The organism is Bradyrhizobium sp. LMG 9283 (assembly GCF_045571415.1).
GTDB lineage: Bacteria > Pseudomonadota > Alphaproteobacteria > Rhizobiales > Xanthobacteraceae > Bradyrhizobium.
On record NZ_CP120691.1, the window covers coordinates 1,013,637 to 1,028,780 of the forward strand.

The window sequence follows — 15,144 nt, forward strand, 5'->3', positions numbered from 1 at the left end:
CCTCCGGTGACGGGCGATAACGTCGGCCCGGAGTGATGGTTCCGCGGCACTACGGCGGGTGTAAGGAGAGGTTGTTCATGCTCCATTCAGCCACTGCAGCAATTCGGCATTGATCTCGCGCGGATAGGTGTGGCTGAGGTCGTCGATCTCGCGATAGGTGACTTTAGCGCCGGCGGCGGACAGCGCCGCCTGCGTCTGCCGCGCGGTCTGCACCGGAAACATCCAGTCGAGCTTGCCGTGAGTCATGAAGACCGGCAGGCCTCGCAGGCGCGTTGCGTCCGCCATTTCCGCCATCAGCGGATGGAAGGTCGCGGAGACCGGTGCGAGGTGGGTGAAGGGCGAGGCGCGGTCGAGCCCGGTGACGTAGCAGAAGGTGCCGCCGTCGCTCATGCCGGTCAGAAGCATGCGCGAGGCATCGATGCTCCAGCGGCTGCGCACCGTCTCGAGGATGCGCATGAGGTTCGGCGTGTCGGTGTCATCGCCCATCAGCGCCCAGGTCGGTCCAGTCGCGGTCGGCGCTACCAGGATCGCGCCAAGGCTGCGCGCGTCGCGGAGCCAGCTCCACAGAAAACCGCGCCCATTGCCGCTGCCGCCATGCAGCGCCATCACCAGCGGCATTGGCCGATCGGGCATGTAGTATTCGGGCACATAGACCGAGAAGCCGCCGCGGCTGCCGGGCTCATTGTGATCGTGGAAGATGCCGGTGTGCTCGCTCGCGCCGACTTGCAGTCGCGACAGCAGATCGTGATTCTGGCGATTGGCAGCGCTGAGAAAGAAGCTGCTCACGGGGGGAAACTGCACCGCCAGCGCATAGAGCGCCTCCTGCGCGCGCGGGACATGGCGCAGGGCCCGGAAGACGGCGACGAGATCGCCGTTGCCCCGCTCGACCTCACGGATACCGGCAAAGGCGGCAAGCGTCTCGTTGCAGGCGCGATCGAACCGCTCGCGCAGGCCAGCGAACTGCTCCGGCCACGCTCCAATTGCGGTGTGTGCGGCCTGCAGCGCCTCGTCCGGTGTGCCGATTCCGTTCATCACGGAGGCGAATGCCGGCGGGTGCAAATACCGCTGGAAGAAGCCGAGCGCTTCCAGTGCATTGAGCAGGGGCGGCAGCACGGCCACGATGTCGTCCACCACGGCCTCGGTCATCGCCCGCTTCCTCAAGCCTTGGGATCAGTGCAGCTTCGGCGCCTTGAGGAGCTTGAAGCGATCGGTCGACGTCACCGTGACGTCGAAGGTGACGCCTTCATGATGCACGGTGAGCGGCACGTCGACGCCGGCGGCGCCCAGCGCCCACATCTTCTTGTAGAAATCGACCTGGCTCGCGACCTTGTCGCCGTCCACGGCGAGGATGACGTCGCCGGTCTTGAGCTCGGCGCGGGCGGCCGGGCCGTTGCCGGAGATCCCGATCACCACCACGCGGTTGTCGATCTCGGTCGAGTAGAGCCCGAGCCAGGGCCGTGTCGGCTTGTTGACGCGGCCGAATTTGCGCAAGTCCTCCAGGATCGGCTTCAAGAGGTCGATCGGCACGATCATATTGACGTGCTCGGCCTTGCCATCACGTTCACGCTCGAGCTGGAGCGAGCCGATGCCGATCAACTCGCCACGTTCGTTGAGCAGCGCCGTGCCGCCCCAGTTCGGATGAGCGGGACAGGTGAATATGGCCTCGTCCAGCAGATACTCCCAGTAGCCGGCGAATTCCTGCTTGGCCACGATCTGACTCGCAACCGAGCGCGTGCGCCCGCCGGCGCCGCCGACCACGACTCGGTCGCCGATCCGGGTTGCCGCCGACGAGCCCAGCGGCAGCGGCGGGACGTCGAGGCGCCCGAGCGCCTGCACCAGCCCGAACCCCGTCTCGGAATCGAAGCCGAGCGCATGGCCCTCCACCACGCGTCCGTCGGCGCGGTGCAGCCAGAGCGTCTCTGCCTCGGTGATGAGGTAACCTATCGTCAGTACGAGCCCATCGTCGATCACGACGCCGTTGCCGGCTCGTTCGGTGCCCAACGTCTCGGCGCTGAAGGCATCCGGCGGGATGAGGGCGTGCAGGCCGACGACGGAGCCGAGCGCGCGGTCGAGATCGAAACCGTAGTCGCTCGCCCGCGGCTGGTTCGCCGGCGGCACTCTCCATTCGGTCAGAGTGCTCATGGAGTTCTCCTGGCTGAGAGCATCGCTCCGGCATGGCTGGCGGAACGGCGCGCGAAGCACGTTTTAATTTAGGCCGGAGCAGGCCGTCTTGAAAGCCTCGTTCCCAACTATTCCGGAGAACGCCACGTGAAATCTTCGAAAGGGACGGAAACACTTCGTGCAGAGGACGCCCGTGCGATCCGGTACCGGCCGCATGGCTGCTGTCCGGCGGGATGCTAGGCGCCGCACAGCGAAGCTGCTAACCATTGCCGCTTCGTTTGACCTTGGGATCACGGACGACAACATGGACAACCGCAGCGACATCTGGCGTGGCATCGACACCATCAAGGCACGTTTCATCGACCTCAGCGACAGGGTCTGGGGCATGCCGGAGGTCTGCTACACCGAGGCACGGTCGGCCGCCGAGCATCTCGCCGAGCTGCGTCATCAGGGCTTCCGCATCACCGAGAACGTCGCCGGCATCCCGACTGCGCTGATGGGCGAGTGGGGCGACGGCGGTCCGGTCATCGCCTTCATGGGTGAGTACGACGCGCTGCCGGGCCTCAGCCAGCAGGCGGGTGTCGCCGAGCATCGCCCGATCGAGACCGGCGGCCATGGCCATGGCTGCGGTCACAATCTGCTCGGTTCCGCCGCGCTGCTCGCCGCGACCGCGGTGAAGGACTGGCTGGCCGAGAACAAGGTGCCCGGCCGCGTGCGCTATTATGGCTGCCCGGCTGAGGAGGGCGGTGCGGCCAAGGCCTTCATGGTGCGCTCCGGCGCGTTCGAGGACGCCGACATCGCCATCACCTGGCATCCGCACAGTTTCTGGGAAGTCGCGGTGACGCCGTCGCTCGCGAATACGCGCGCCGACTTCATCTTTACCGGCCGCACCTCGCATGCGGCAGCCTCGCCGCATCTCGGCCGCTCGGCGCTCGACGCGGTGGAGTTGATGAATGTCGGCGTGAACTACATGCGCGAGCACATGCCCAGCGACGCGCGCGTGCACTACGCCTTGCTCGACACCGGCGGCATCGCGCCCAACGTGGTGCAGGCCCATGCGCGGGTGCGCTACTCGATCCGCGCCCGCGATCTTCCCGGCATGAACGAGCTGGTCGAGCGCGTCTCCAAGATCGCGCAGGGCGCCGCGCTGATGACCGAGACCAAAGTCGAGATGAAGATCATCTCCGCGGTCTCCAACATCCTACCGAACGCGCCGTTGGAACAGGCGCTTCACCAGGTGATGGAAGAACTCGGGCCGCCGCATTTCGACGATGCGGACAAGAGCTTTGCCAGCCAGATCCGTGCGACCCTGAGCGACAAGGACATCGCGTCGGTCTATTACGCGATCGGCATGGAGCCGACCGATCGGCCGCTGGCCGACTTCCTGGTGCCGCTCGATGCCAAGCGCAACCCGCTTGTCGGTTCGACCGATGTCGGCGACGTGAGCTGGGTGGTGCCGACCGTGCAGGTGCACGCACCCACGGTTGCGATCGGCACACCCTTCCACACCTGGCAGGTGGTGGCGCAGGGCAAGAGCCCGCATGCCCACAAGGCCATGGTGCAGGCGGCCAAGGCGATGGCCGGTCTCGGCATCAGGGCGTTGATGGAACCGGCGCTGATCAAGGCCGCCAAGGCGGACCTTCAGAAGCGGACGGCCAAGACGCCTTACGTCTGTCCGCTGCCGGATCACGTCGCGCCGCCGCTCGACATGTCCGTGGCGTAGAATTTCGCCTCGATACTTCGTCTGATCCCGCGAACAAATTTTCCGCAGTGCAGCGCGCAAATCCAGCAGGTTTTGATGCTGGATTGCCGAACGGATGGGCTGCGGAACGCAATTTTGCCCAACGGACAGCCAGAAGACCGTTTGCATACACACGGTCCCAGTTGACGTGCACCCCATTCGGTGTGCCATCTACTGCCAGCCAAATGGGCGGCCGCGCTTGACGGCCCGCCTTCATCACTATCGGAACCAGACGGGGGACAACCATGCTGGATAAAGAACTGCGTTCGATGATCGGTCAGGTGAAGGACGGGCGGATGGATCGCCGCGCCTTCATCAAGCGCATGGCCGCCGTTGGTCTGACTGCACCGCTGGCCAACCAGATCCTCGCGCTCGGCGGCGTCGCCATGGCCGAGGGCGCCTCGACCTACAAGCCGACCAAACGCGGCGGTGGCGGTGCGCTGAAGCTGCTGTGGTGGCAGGGCCCGACCTTGCTCAACCCGCATTTCGCCACCGGCACCAAGGATCAGGACGGCTCGCGCCTGTTCTATGAACCGCTCGCCTGCTGGGATCCAGACGGCAACATGAAGCTGGTGCTGGCGGCGGAGACCCCGTCGATCCAGAACGGTCTGCTCGCCGCTGACGGCAAGTCGGTGACGTGGAAGCTGAAGCCGGGTGTGAAATGGCACGACGGCAAGCCGTTCACCGCCGACGACGTCGTCTTTACCTGGGAATACATCATCGATCCCGCGACGGCAGCCATTACCGTGGCAACCTACCGCGACATCACGGTCGAGAAAGTAGACGACCTGACCGTTCGCATCACCTTCAAGAAGCCGACGCCGTTCTGGGCGGACGCGTTTGTTGGCGCTCCCAACACCATCATCCCCAAGCATCTGTTCGCCGACTACAAGGGATCCAAATCACGGGAAGCGCCGGCCAACCTATCGCCGGTCGGAACCGGTCCGTACAAGTTCGTCGAATTCAAGCCCGGTGATCTCGTTCGTGGCCAGCTCAATCCCGATTACCACATGCCGAACCGGCCCTATTTCGACACGGTCGAGATGAAGGGCGGTGGTGATGCCGTGTCGGCCGCGCGCGCCGTGATCCAGACCGGCGAGTACGATTTCGGCTGGAACATCCAGGTCGAGGATGACGTCCTCCTGCGCCTGGAGAAGGGCGGCAAGGGCAAGACCATCTATGCCGTCGGCGGCGACACCGAGTTCATCGCGCTCAACTTCACCGATCCCAACACCGAGGTCGACGGCGAGAAGTCGTCGATCAAGACCAAGCATCCCCTGTTCTCCGACCCTGCCGTGCGTAAGGCGCTGTCGCTGCTGGTCGATCGCGAGTCGGTGAAGAAGGCGATCTACGGCCGTGCCGGCCGCACCACGGCCAATTTCCTCAACGGCCCGGAAAAGTTCGTCTCCAAGAACACCTCGTGGGAATTCAGCATCGAGAAAGCTTCGAAGATCCTGGACGATGCCGGCTGGAAGCCGGGTGCGGATGGCATCCGCGAGAAGGACGGCAAGAAGCTGAAGCTCTTGTATCAGACCTCGATCAACGGCCCGCGTCAGAAGACGCAGGCGATCGTCAAGCAGGCCTGTCAGAAGGCCGGCATCGACGTCGAATTGAAGTCGGTCGTGGCCTCGGTGTTCTTCTCGTCGGACGTCGCCAATCCCGACACCTACGCGAAATTCTATGCCGACATCGAGATGTTCCAGATCCCGCTGAGCCAACCCGATCCGTCGCAGCACATGCGCCGCTTCCTGTCGACCAACGTCGCCACCAAGGAGAACAAGTGGCAGGGCACGAACTTCCCGCGTTGGGTCAACAAGGACTACGATGCGGCGATCGAAGCCGCCGAAAGCGAGATGGATCCGCTCAAGCGCGCCGCGCACTACATCAAGGCCAACGACCTCATGTATCAGGACACCGTGTTCATCCCGGTGCAGCATCGGCTCAAGGTGGAAGCGGCGGCAAACAATTTGCGCCCGATCATCAGCGGCTGGGCTAACGAAACCGACAATCTGCACGATTGGTACCGCGAGGAATGATCCCCCAGCTCTAGACGGGGCCTTCCCTCATGAGTCAATACGTCCTGCGTCGCCTGCTGATCGCGATTCCGAGTCTGCTCGGAATCTCGGTCGTGCTGTTCGTCGTGCTTGCGCTCGCCCCCGGCGATCCGTTCTCTGAACTGGCGACAAACCCGAACGTACCGCCCGAAGTGCAGGCCGCGCTTCGGGCCAAGTTCGGCCTCGATGATCCGATCTACCTTCGTTACCTGCACTGGCTCAACGCCATGCTGCACGGCGACTGGGGCTTCTCCTTCGTCAGCCGGATGAACGTCGACACGCTGATCCTGCAGCGCCTGCCGGCCACGCTTTACGTGATCGGCTCGGCGCAGATCCTGGCGCTGCTGATTGCGATCCCGGTTGGCGTCTATGCCGCGACCAAGCCCTATTCGCTGTTCGACCAGATCGCCAACACGCTCGCCTTTGTCGGCTTCTCGCTGCCGACTTTCTTCACCGGCATCCTGTTCATCCTGATCTTCTCGGTCACGCTGGATTGGCTGCCGTTCGTCTATACCACCGACATCAAGGCAACCGGCATCCATTGGGTGCTGGAGATGATCCGTCAGGCGATCATGCCGGTGGCGGTGCTCGGCCTGTTCCAGGCGGCATCGATGACGCGCTTCGTGCGCTCGGCAATGCTCGACGTCATCAGGCTCGACTACGTCACCACGGCGCGCGCCAAGGGCCTTGGCCAGGCCAAGGTCATCGTCAAGCACGTGATGCGCAACGCCATGATCCCGGTCGTGACGCTCATTGCGTTGCAGATGCCCGCGGTGTTCGGCGGCGCCATCGTCACCGAGCAGATCTTCCGCATTCCCGGCATCGGCTCGCTGCTGATCTCCTCCATCCTTTCCAACGACACGCCGGTGGTGATGGCCGTCACCTTCGTCTTCGCGTGCCTCGTGGTGCTGTTCAACCTCATCGCGGACGTCCTGTATGGCTGGCTTGACCCTCGCATCTCCCTCCGCTGAGCGGGGTGTCTACTCGCCCTGGCGCGAGACGTGGCGGCGTTACAGCCGCCACCGGCTCGCCGTGATCAGCGCCTTCCTGCTCCTGATCCTGGTGCTGGCCGTCGTAGTCGGCCCGTTCATCTGGCGCATCAAGATCAACGAGATCGACATCGTCGCCGGCCTGCAAGGGCCATCACTCGCGCATCCCTTCGGCACCGACGATCTCGGCCAGGACATCCTCGCCCGCATGATCTATGGCGGCCGCATCTCGCTCGCGGTCGGCCTCGCCGCGATGCTGGTCTCGGTCTTCATCGGCACGCTGATCGGCGCGCTCGCCGGCATGTCGCGCGGTGCGCTCGGGCATGGATTGATGTGGCTCACCGACCTGTTCCTGTCACTGCCGCAGCTGCCGCTGCTATTGCTGTTGATCTATCTCTTCCGCGACGGGCTCAAGCAGGTGTTCGGCCCCGAGGGCGGCATCTTCATCCTGATCGTGCTGGTGATCGGAGGCCTGCGTTGGATGCCGGTGGCGCGCCTGGTGCGTGCCCAGTTCCTTTCGATCCGTGAAAAGGAGTTCGTCGAAGCCGCGCGCGCGCTCGGTGCCAGCCCGGTGCGGCAGGTGGTGCGGCACATCCTGCCCAATGCGGTCGGCCCGGTGATCATCGCCGGCACCATCGACGTCGCCGCCGCGATTATCGCAGAGTCGACGCTGTCCTTCCTCGGCCTCGGCTTCCCGCCGGACACCCCGACGTGGGGCCGGCTACTGTATGACGCCAAGGATTTTCTCGACATCGGCCCGCACTGGGCACTGTTTCCGGGCGGCGCGATCTTCATCGCGGTGGTCGCCATCAACTTCATCGGCGACGGCCTGCGTGACGCGCTCGATGCGCGACGGGTGATCTGATGGCGCCGCTGCTCGAGATCAAGGGCCTGAAAACCCACTTTTCCACCGACGACGGCATCCTCCAGGCCGTCGACGGCGTCGACATCTCCATCAACAGGGGCGAGACGCTCTGCGTGGTCGGCGAGTCCGGCTGCGGCAAGACCGTCACCGCGATGTCGATCCTGAAGCTGATCGCGATGCCGCCGGGCCGCATCGCGGCCGGCCAGATCATCTTCGAGGGCCGCGATCTCGTGCCGCTGACGAGCAATCAGCTCGACGAAATCCGGGCCAAGGAGATCGGCTTCATCTTCCAGGAGCCGATGACCTCGCTCAATCCAGTGCTCACGATCGGCGAGCAGATCGCCGAGAGCCTGCGCCGGCATGAAGCGGTGACCAAGAAGCAAGCGCTCGAGCGCACCATCGAGATGCTGAAGCTGGTGCAGATCCCCAACGCCGAGGGCCGCGTGCACAATTATCCGCACCAGTTCTCCGGCGGCATGCGCCAGCGCGTGATGATCGCGATGGCGCTCGCCTGCAAGCCGAAGCTGATCATCGCCGACGAGCCGACCACCGCGCTCGACGTCACCATCCAGGCGCAGATCCTCGACCTCCTGCAGGACATGAAGGAGCGCTTCGGCATGGCGGTGATGTTGATCACCCATGCCATGGGCGTGGTCGCCGAGACGGCGCAGCGCGTCGTCGTGATGTACGCCGGCAAGGTGGTGGAGGAGGCACCCGTTGATGACCTCTTCGGCGATCCTCGTCACCCCTATACGCAAGGCCTGATCCGCTCGATCCCGCGTATCGACCTCGACAGCGAGCACAAGACGCGGCTGGAGGCGATCGGCGGCTCGGTGCCGATCCTGATCAATCCACCGGTCGGCTGCCGCTTCGCACCGCGCTGCAAGTTCGCCATGAGCGTCTGCACCGAGAAGGAGCCGCTGCTGCGCGAGGTCTCGCCCGGCCATCGCATGGCTTGTCACTTGGGAGACACCAGTCTGGGAGCCGCGTCATGAGCGAACCCTTGCTCCGCGTCAGCGGCCTAAAGAAGCATTTCCCCGTGCTCGGCGGCCTGCTGTCGCGCCAGGTCGGCACCGTCTACGCGGTCGACGGCGTGTCGTTCTCGGTCAATCGCGGCGAGACGCTCGGCCTCGTCGGCGAATCCGGCTGCGGCAAGTCGACGACGGGCCGCTGCGTGCTGCGCCTGATCGAGCCGACCGACGGCGAGGTCACTTTCGACGGCCAGGACGTACGCAAGCTCGGCGGCAACGATCTGCGCGCGATGCGGCGGAACATGCAGCTGGTGTTCCAGGATCCGTTCGCCTCGCTCAATCCGCGCATGACGGTCGGCGCCATCCTCGGCGAAGCCTTCACCATCCACAATCTCGCGGCCTCCGCCAAGGAGCGCGAGGAGCGCGTCGCGGGCCTGCTGGTCAAGGTCGGCCTCAAGGCCGAGCACATGCGGCGCTATCCGCACGAATTCTCCGGCGGCCAGCGCCAGCGCATCGTGATCGCGCGGGCGCTTGCGGTCGAGCCGAAACTGATCGTCTGCGACGAGCCGGTGTCGGCGCTCGACGTGTCGATCCAGGCCCAGGTCATCAACCTCCTGGAAGATCTCCAGGCCGAGCTGAATCTCACCTATCTCTTCGTCGCCCACGACCTCTCGGTCGTCGAGCACATCTCCGACCGCGTCGCGGTGATGTATCTCGGCCGCATCGTCGAGCTCGCGAAAGCCAGCGATCTCTACCGCAATCCGCAGCATCCCTACACCAGGGCGCTGCTGTCGGCGGTTCCGGTGCCGGATCCAAAGCTCAAGCGCGAGCGCATCCGCCTGAAGGGCGACGTGCCGAGCCCAATGAAGCCGCCGTCGGGCTGTCACTTCCACACCCGCTGCCCGATCGCCCAGCCGCGCTGCGCGGAGAGCGCGCCGGCGCTGAAGGAGGAGGCTGGCGGTCACTTCGTGGCGTGCCACCTCGCCTGACGTGCGCGATGCAATTCAGCCGTGAGGCAAGCCGCGCTCCGAGAGGGCCAGCCTGAAGGCCTCCACCGACGTGTGATGATGCGCGAACAGGCCCGCCTTTCGCGCGCCGGCGACGTTGGCCGCGAGATCGTCGACGAAAAGGACGGTCTCCGGCCTCACATTGAGCTCCGATAGGCAGAGGCGATAGCAGCGCGGGTCAGGCTTTGCAGTCTTGAACTGGGCCGAGGTGTAGATTCGGGCGCCGAACAGCGGACGCAGGTCCGGCAGCAGTGTGTCGATGTGGTCCGCGACCAGAGTGGTATTGTTGGTCAGGACGGCAATGTCGACGCTTTTGCGTAAGCTGTCGGCAATCTCCAGCATCGCGCGATCGGCCTGCATGGAACGGCGCCGCGCCTCGACCCAGTCCTCCGAGGGCGCCGTTCGCGAGGTTTGCGGATGGCGTCCAACGTGGGACCGCAGTCACTCTTCGAGCGTGAAGCCTACGCGCAATGTTACTTGATAATGGCGAACCGCGCCGTTCTCGATGTGGCCACGAGTCTGCACCACCTCGAACCACCGCATCTCGCGAACGGTCTTCGACGCGCGGCTGATGGCGTTCTTGATCGCGTCCTCGATCGAGGTCTCGGACGATCCGACCAGGTCCAGGATCTTGTAGACGTGATCGTGCTCGGCTGCGGGCATGATGGCCTCCCTCGGTTGCGCTGCGCCACGCGTCGACGCGTGTGCTCCCATTTGAACGAGCGCCAGGCGGTCCGGTTCCGTGCTGCGCGATGGCCCCGCATGCGTCAGCCGAGGTGGAGCGGCCAACGTCCGCCTGCTAAGCGCTATCCATGGATTCGGCGCGGCGCGACAGGACGATCGGCTCTCTCTGCCTCTGCGTGACGGCGTTCGGCTGGGCGTTGAACTGGCCGCTGATGAAGCTGTTGCTGCAGCAATGGCCGCCTCTGTTCGCACGGGGCCTTGCCGGGGTCTGCGCTTCGCTCATTCTCGGCATCCTGGTGCTGACCCGAAAAGAGTCGTTCGCCGTTCCGCGCGAGGCGGTCCCGCGGCTGCTGTTTGCGACGTTCACCAACGTCTTTGCCTGGATGGGTCTCGGCACGGTCGCGATGAAATATGTGACCGTGAGCGAGGGGGCTGCTCGCCTACACCATGCCGATCTGGGCCATGCTGTTTGCCTGGCCGGTGCTGCACGCGCGGCCATCCATACGGGATATTTTCGGGCTCGTCCTTGGCATTGCCGGCGTCACGCTGCTCCTGAGCGGCAACGGCTTTGCGTTCAGCGCCGACAAGCTGATCGGCATTGCACTCGCGCTGCTTTGCGCCATCCTGTTCGCGCTCGGCAACGTGCTCAACCGCAAGCTGCTGCCGATGCCGCCGCTGGTCGTCGTCGCTTGGCAGGTCGGGCTCGGCTGCGCCACCATGCTAATTCTCGGCGTGCTCTTCGAGCATCCGAACGTCTCGGCGATCACCCCGCTCGGACTCGGCTGCTTCGTCTACATGATGCTGGTGCCGATGGGCCTTTGCTACGTCACGTGGTTCGAGACGCTGCGCCGTCTGCCACCGACCTCGGCCTCCACCGGCATGCTGATCGTGCCCGTGATCGGCGTGGTCTCCGCCGCCATCATTCTGGGCGAGCCGCTGGGCTATCGCGAATGGAGTGCGATGGCGCTCACGCTCGGCGGCGTCACGCTTGCCTTGCAGCGGGGATAACGCGCGGAGGCTCGCCTCCTACGGATCCAGCTCCGTATCCCAGTACAGATAGTCCAGCCAGCTGTCGTGCAGATAGTTCGGCGGGAAGAGACGGCCGTTGCGGTGGAGCTGGTGCACGGTGGGTGCGAACGCGCTCTGGCGCGGAAACATTTTTGCCTGAGCAGGCGTGAGATTGCCCTTGCGCAGGTTGCACGGCGAGCACGCCGCGACCACGTTCTCCCAGGTGGTCTGGCCGCCTTTGCTGCGCGGGATGATGTGATCGAAGGTGAGGTCTTCGGGCGAGCCGCAATATTGGCAGGCGAAACGATCGCGCAGGAAGACGTTAAATCGGGTGAAGGCGGGATGGGTGGTCGGCTTGACGAAGGATTTGAGCGAAACCACGCTCGGTAACTGCATTTCTAACGTCGGACTTCGAACCGCCTGGTCGTAATGCGCGACGATGTTGACGCGGTCGAGGAACACCGCCTTGATCGCGTCCTGCCACGACCACAACGACAGTGGGTAGTAACTCAGCGGCCGGAAGTCCGCATTCAGCACCAACACCGGCCAACTGCCTTGCGAGACATGTGCGTTCAAGTAACGCTCCCGGCCTCCAATGTACGCTGCGAAGCAGCATGTATTGACATACTACATGCAGCGTGACGGGATTGTGAAGCCCGTTGAGCGACTTATTCAAGCGCAAGCAATGCGGCGGCGGGGTGGCAAAAGTGCTCAAAAAGCCGCGATCCCGGAGGGCGCGCGGAACCACCCGCCCCAGCATGGGCGGGCTTGCCACGGCGGCTACTCCCGGACCCGCTCCAGTTTCTGCAGGCACCGCGTCGTGCGCACCGCGGCCGGCATCTCCTCGTCCGGAAAGCTGGTTTCCCAGTTGGTGACGCCGACCTCGCCGACATAGATGTCGCCCCTCGAGTCCAGTGCGATCCCATGCGGCGCGAGGAACTTGCCGCTGGCAACGCCTGGGCCCTCCTCGCCGCCAAGCCGTGCGATGCGATTTCCCTTGGCGTCCACGATCGACAGCCGCGGACCGAGATTGGGCACATTGCGGTTGATGGCAAGGCCCGGGCCGAGCTCGCCAATCACGAAGGTCGGGCTCTTGGCCCCGCCACAGCAGCACAGTGCGCAGGGGCGATGCAGGTTGTTCCACTGCGTCTCGTATTTGCCCTCGCCGTTGAACACCTGGACGCGGTGGTTCTCGCGGTCGGCGACATAGACCCAGCCGTCGGCATCGGTGGCGATATTGTGCACGATGTTGAACTGGCCGGGGTCGGTGCCCGGTTCGCCCCAGCTCTTGATCAGCTTGCCGTCCGGCGTGAACTTGTGCACGCGCGCATTGCCATAGCCATCGGAGACGTAGATCTCACCCTTCGGCGACAGCGCGGTGTGGGTGCAGCGATGGAACGGCTCGCCGCTCATGAACGGCGCCGGCTTTGCGGGGATGCCGATCGTCAGCAGCACGTTGCCGTCGGTGCTGCATTTGCGCACGGTGTGGTCGCCGTCGTCGGTGCAATAGAGATTGTCATCGGCGTCGATATGCAGGCCGTGCGCGCGGGAGAACAGGCCTTCGCCAAAACTGCGGAGGAAATTGCCCTCGCGGTCCAGGACGACCATCGGATGGGCGCCGCGGTTGAAGACGTAGATCTGGTCCTTGCTGTCGACCGCGACCGAGGCGACATCGGTGAGCTGCCAGCCGTCCGGCAGCTTTGCGAAGTTTTCGACGACGCGGTAGCGGTGTTCGCCGCTGCCGAGGATGGCTGGCATGTGTATCTTCCCTCAATTCCTTATCGGGGCTGCGATGCTGTCTCCACGTTGTCATTGCGAGCGCAGCGAAGCAATCCAGAATCCCTCCGCGGAGACAGCCCGGATTGTTTCGCTGCGCTCGCAATGACGGGGCTCAGGTTGCACCCACCTCACGTCCCAAAATTCCTTCCTCGATCGCCTTGATCTGGAGCGCGAGATATTTCGAGTTGATCCGGCATTGCGCGAGGCTGCCGGCGATGAACCAGAGGCCGGGCTGTTTCGTGCGCGCATACATGTTGCGCAGCTCGAAGCCGTCGCCAAAGCCCCAGATCGGCCCGACGCGGTCGGCGATGGCATCGCCGAACAGCTTTCGCACGAGGTACTCCTGTGGCTTGTAGCCGGTGGAGAGCACGATCAGATCGGCCGGAATCGTCGAGCCGTCCTTCATCTGCGCACCTTTGCTGACGAAGCTTTCGATATCGGAAAACTGCCTGAGCTTGATCTTCCCCTCGACGAGGAGGTTGGAGCAGCCGACATTGAAATAATAACCTCCGCCGCGGGTGAGGTATTTGAACTGCCAGCCGGTGCCGGCCTCGCCGAAGTCGAGCTTGAAGCCGACGCGGGTAAGGCCGTCGAGCAGTTCCTTGTCGAACTGCTTCGACTGCTCGGTCAGCATCGCGTGCGTCTTCCTGGCGAGCGGCGTCGGCATCGAGGCCGCGATCAGATCGTTGTCCTCGAGCGTGCCCTCATTGTAGGTGGCGTAAGCGAGCTGCGCCGACGGCTCGATATTGGTGACCAGCGTCGGCGAGCGCTGCACCAGTGTCACCTCGGCGCCGCTGGAATAAAGATCCTGCGCGATGTCGTGACCGCTGTTGCCGGTGCCGATGACGATGGCGCGCTTGCCCGTCCAGTTCTCGCCGTCCTCGTAGCGGCTGGAATGCACCAGCGTGCCCGTGAAATTGTCGAGCGTCGGAATGTCTGGAATATTGGCGATGCCGCTGACGCCGGTCGCCATCACCACATGGTGCGGATGCATGGTGCGCCGGCGGCCGTCGGCGCGCCGCAGCGTCACCCTCCATTGGCCGTTGGCCTCGTCATAGGCGCCACCCTCGAACTCCGTGCCGGTCCAGAAGTTCAGCTCCATGGCATCGACATAAGCTTCGAACCAGTTGGCGAGCTTGTCCTTGGGGATGTAGGTCGGCCAGCTCGGCGGAAACGGCATGTAGGGCAGGTGATTGACCTGCACCTGGTTGTGCAGCGTCAGCGCATGATAGCGCTTGCGCCAGTTGTCGCCGATCCGCATCCCGCGATCGACGATCAGCGTGTCGACCTTCAATTGCTTCAGCCGCGCCGCGATCGCGAGTCCGGCCTGGCCGCCGCCGACCACCAGCACGGCCGGGTCGCGGTCGGAATAGTCGCGCGAGGCGTTGCGGAGGTCGAGCCAGTTCGGCCCGCGGAAATCGCGCGAATAGGATTGGCCGCGCGGGCGCGAGGTACCGAGCTGTTCCTCGAAGCCTTTCAATTCGTCGAGCGCGGTGAGCAGTGTCCATGCCTTCAGGCGGTCGCCGTCTGCAGTTTCAGGGACCAGCCGCACGATTCCACTGCCGCGCCCGATCGCGGTCTCGAAATTGAAGATGGCTTCGATGTTACTGGTGCCGGCGCGGCTCACCCAGCGCGGGGCCGCCCGGTTCGGAGCGACCTTGAAATTGGTCGGCGCCGCCGTGGGCGCACGCGCCGCCAGCTCCTGCACGATCGGATCTCGGCCCGCGACCGTCTGCAGGTTCCAGCTCAGCGCCAGGACATCGCGCCAATAACTGTCGGTGACGAAGAGGCGCTCCAGCGCGGCGGGATCAGGCTTGCTCAGCGAATGCTCGAACTCGCCGAGCCAGGCCTGTCCGGCGATGGAAATATCCTTCGTCCTGTCCAGCATGCGCGACCTCGTGGCCGTCTTCGCGGCGTTTCCTCCG

General features: G+C 64.5%; 13 protein-coding genes and 2 pseudogenes. 7 read left to right on the forward strand and 8 right to left on the reverse strand.

The window, feature by feature from the left end; all coding sequences use genetic code 11:
* Positions 1-75: 75 nt before the first annotated feature.
* Together P6U29_RS04720 and P6U29_RS04725 are read right to left on the reverse strand one after the other, a co-directional pair.
* Positions 76-1,146, reverse strand: coding sequence for a phospholipase (locus P6U29_RS04720; RefSeq protein ID WP_407116539.1), 1,071 nt, complete (start codon positions 1,144-1,146; stop codon positions 76-78).
* Positions 1,147-1,170: 24 nt separating this feature from the next.
* A complete protein-coding gene (locus tag P6U29_RS04725; protein WP_407116540.1) occupies positions 1,171-2,142 on the reverse strand; it encodes a S1C family serine protease in 972 nt (323 codons plus the stop codon).
* A gap of 283 nt (positions 2,143-2,425) precedes the next feature.
* Here P6U29_RS04725 and P6U29_RS04730 point away from each other — a divergent pair, with 283 nt between their 5' ends.
* From P6U29_RS04730 to P6U29_RS04755, 6 genes are all read left to right on the forward strand, one after another.
* Positions 2,426-3,844 (forward strand): M20 family metallopeptidase, encoded by a 1,419-nt coding sequence (locus tag P6U29_RS04730; RefSeq protein ID WP_407116541.1) that lies wholly within the window; start codon positions 2,426-2,428, stop codon positions 3,842-3,844.
* A gap of 263 nt (positions 3,845-4,107) precedes the next feature.
* Positions 4,108-5,898, forward strand: coding sequence for a peptide ABC transporter substrate-binding protein (locus P6U29_RS04735; protein WP_407116542.1), 1,791 nt, complete (start codon positions 4,108-4,110; stop codon positions 5,896-5,898).
* Positions 5,899-5,927: 29 nt separating this feature from the next.
* Positions 5,928-6,887: an ABC transporter permease gene (locus P6U29_RS04740; RefSeq protein WP_407116543.1), complete on the forward strand. Its 960-nt coding sequence runs from the start codon at positions 5,928-5,930 to the stop codon at positions 6,885-6,887.
* Positions 6,853-7,770, forward strand: a complete 918-nt coding sequence (locus P6U29_RS04745; protein ID WP_122400763.1) for an ABC transporter permease — start codon at positions 6,853-6,855, stop codon at positions 7,768-7,770. Before P6U29_RS04740 ends, P6U29_RS04745 begins: the two co-directional genes overlap by 35 nt.
* Positions 7,770-8,765 carry an ABC transporter ATP-binding protein gene (locus P6U29_RS04750; RefSeq protein WP_407116544.1) on the forward strand — a complete coding sequence of 332 codons (996 nt, stop codon included), beginning with the start codon at positions 7,770-7,772 and terminating at the stop codon, positions 8,763-8,765. Before P6U29_RS04745 ends, P6U29_RS04750 begins: the two co-directional genes overlap by 1 nt.
* Complete coding sequence (locus P6U29_RS04755) at positions 8,762-9,730, forward strand: ABC transporter ATP-binding protein (protein WP_407116545.1); 969 nt, start codon at positions 8,762-8,764, stop codon at positions 9,728-9,730. The genes P6U29_RS04750 and P6U29_RS04755 overlap by 4 nt, the downstream gene beginning before the upstream one ends.
* 15 nt (positions 9,731-9,745) lie before the next feature.
* Here the strand turns inward: P6U29_RS04755 and P6U29_RS04760 are convergent.
* The 3 genes and pseudogenes from P6U29_RS04760 to P6U29_RS04770 form a co-directional block, all read right to left on the reverse strand.
* Positions 9,746-10,138: pseudogene (locus tag P6U29_RS04760) on the reverse strand (HAD-IA family hydrolase); the annotation flags it as partial.
* 51 nt (positions 10,139-10,189) lie between these two features.
* The gene (locus P6U29_RS04765; RefSeq protein WP_407116546.1) at positions 10,190-10,411 is read right to left on the reverse strand and encodes a dodecin; all 222 of its coding nucleotides are present in this window, start codon (positions 10,409-10,411) and stop codon (positions 10,190-10,192) included.
* Between the two features lie 136 nt (positions 10,412-10,547).
* A complete protein-coding gene (locus P6U29_RS04770) occupies positions 10,548-10,715 on the reverse strand; it encodes a hypothetical protein (protein ID WP_407119622.1) in 168 nt (55 codons plus the stop codon).
* Here P6U29_RS04770 and P6U29_RS04775 point away from each other — a divergent pair.
* Positions 10,645-11,440, forward strand: a pseudogene (locus P6U29_RS04775) (DMT family transporter). The gene P6U29_RS04770 and the pseudogene P6U29_RS04775 sit on opposite strands and share 71 nt — an antisense overlap.
* Positions 11,441-11,458: 18 nt before the next feature.
* On the opposite strand, the gene P6U29_RS04780 reads toward P6U29_RS04775, so the two are convergent.
* From P6U29_RS04780 to P6U29_RS04790, 3 genes are all read right to left on the reverse strand, one after another.
* A complete protein-coding gene (locus tag P6U29_RS04780; RefSeq protein ID WP_008543309.1) occupies positions 11,459-12,016 on the reverse strand; it encodes an HNH endonuclease in 558 nt (185 codons plus the stop codon).
* Between the two features lie 204 nt (positions 12,017-12,220).
* Complete coding sequence (locus tag P6U29_RS04785) at positions 12,221-13,198, reverse strand: peptidyl-alpha-hydroxyglycine alpha-amidating lyase family protein (protein WP_407116547.1); 978 nt, start codon at positions 13,196-13,198, stop codon at positions 12,221-12,223.
* Positions 13,199-13,331: 133 nt separating this feature from the next.
* Positions 13,332-15,107 (reverse strand): flavin-containing monooxygenase, encoded by a 1,776-nt coding sequence (locus P6U29_RS04790; RefSeq protein ID WP_407116548.1) that lies wholly within the window; start codon positions 15,105-15,107, stop codon positions 13,332-13,334.
* Positions 15,108-15,144: the final 37 nt, after the last annotated feature.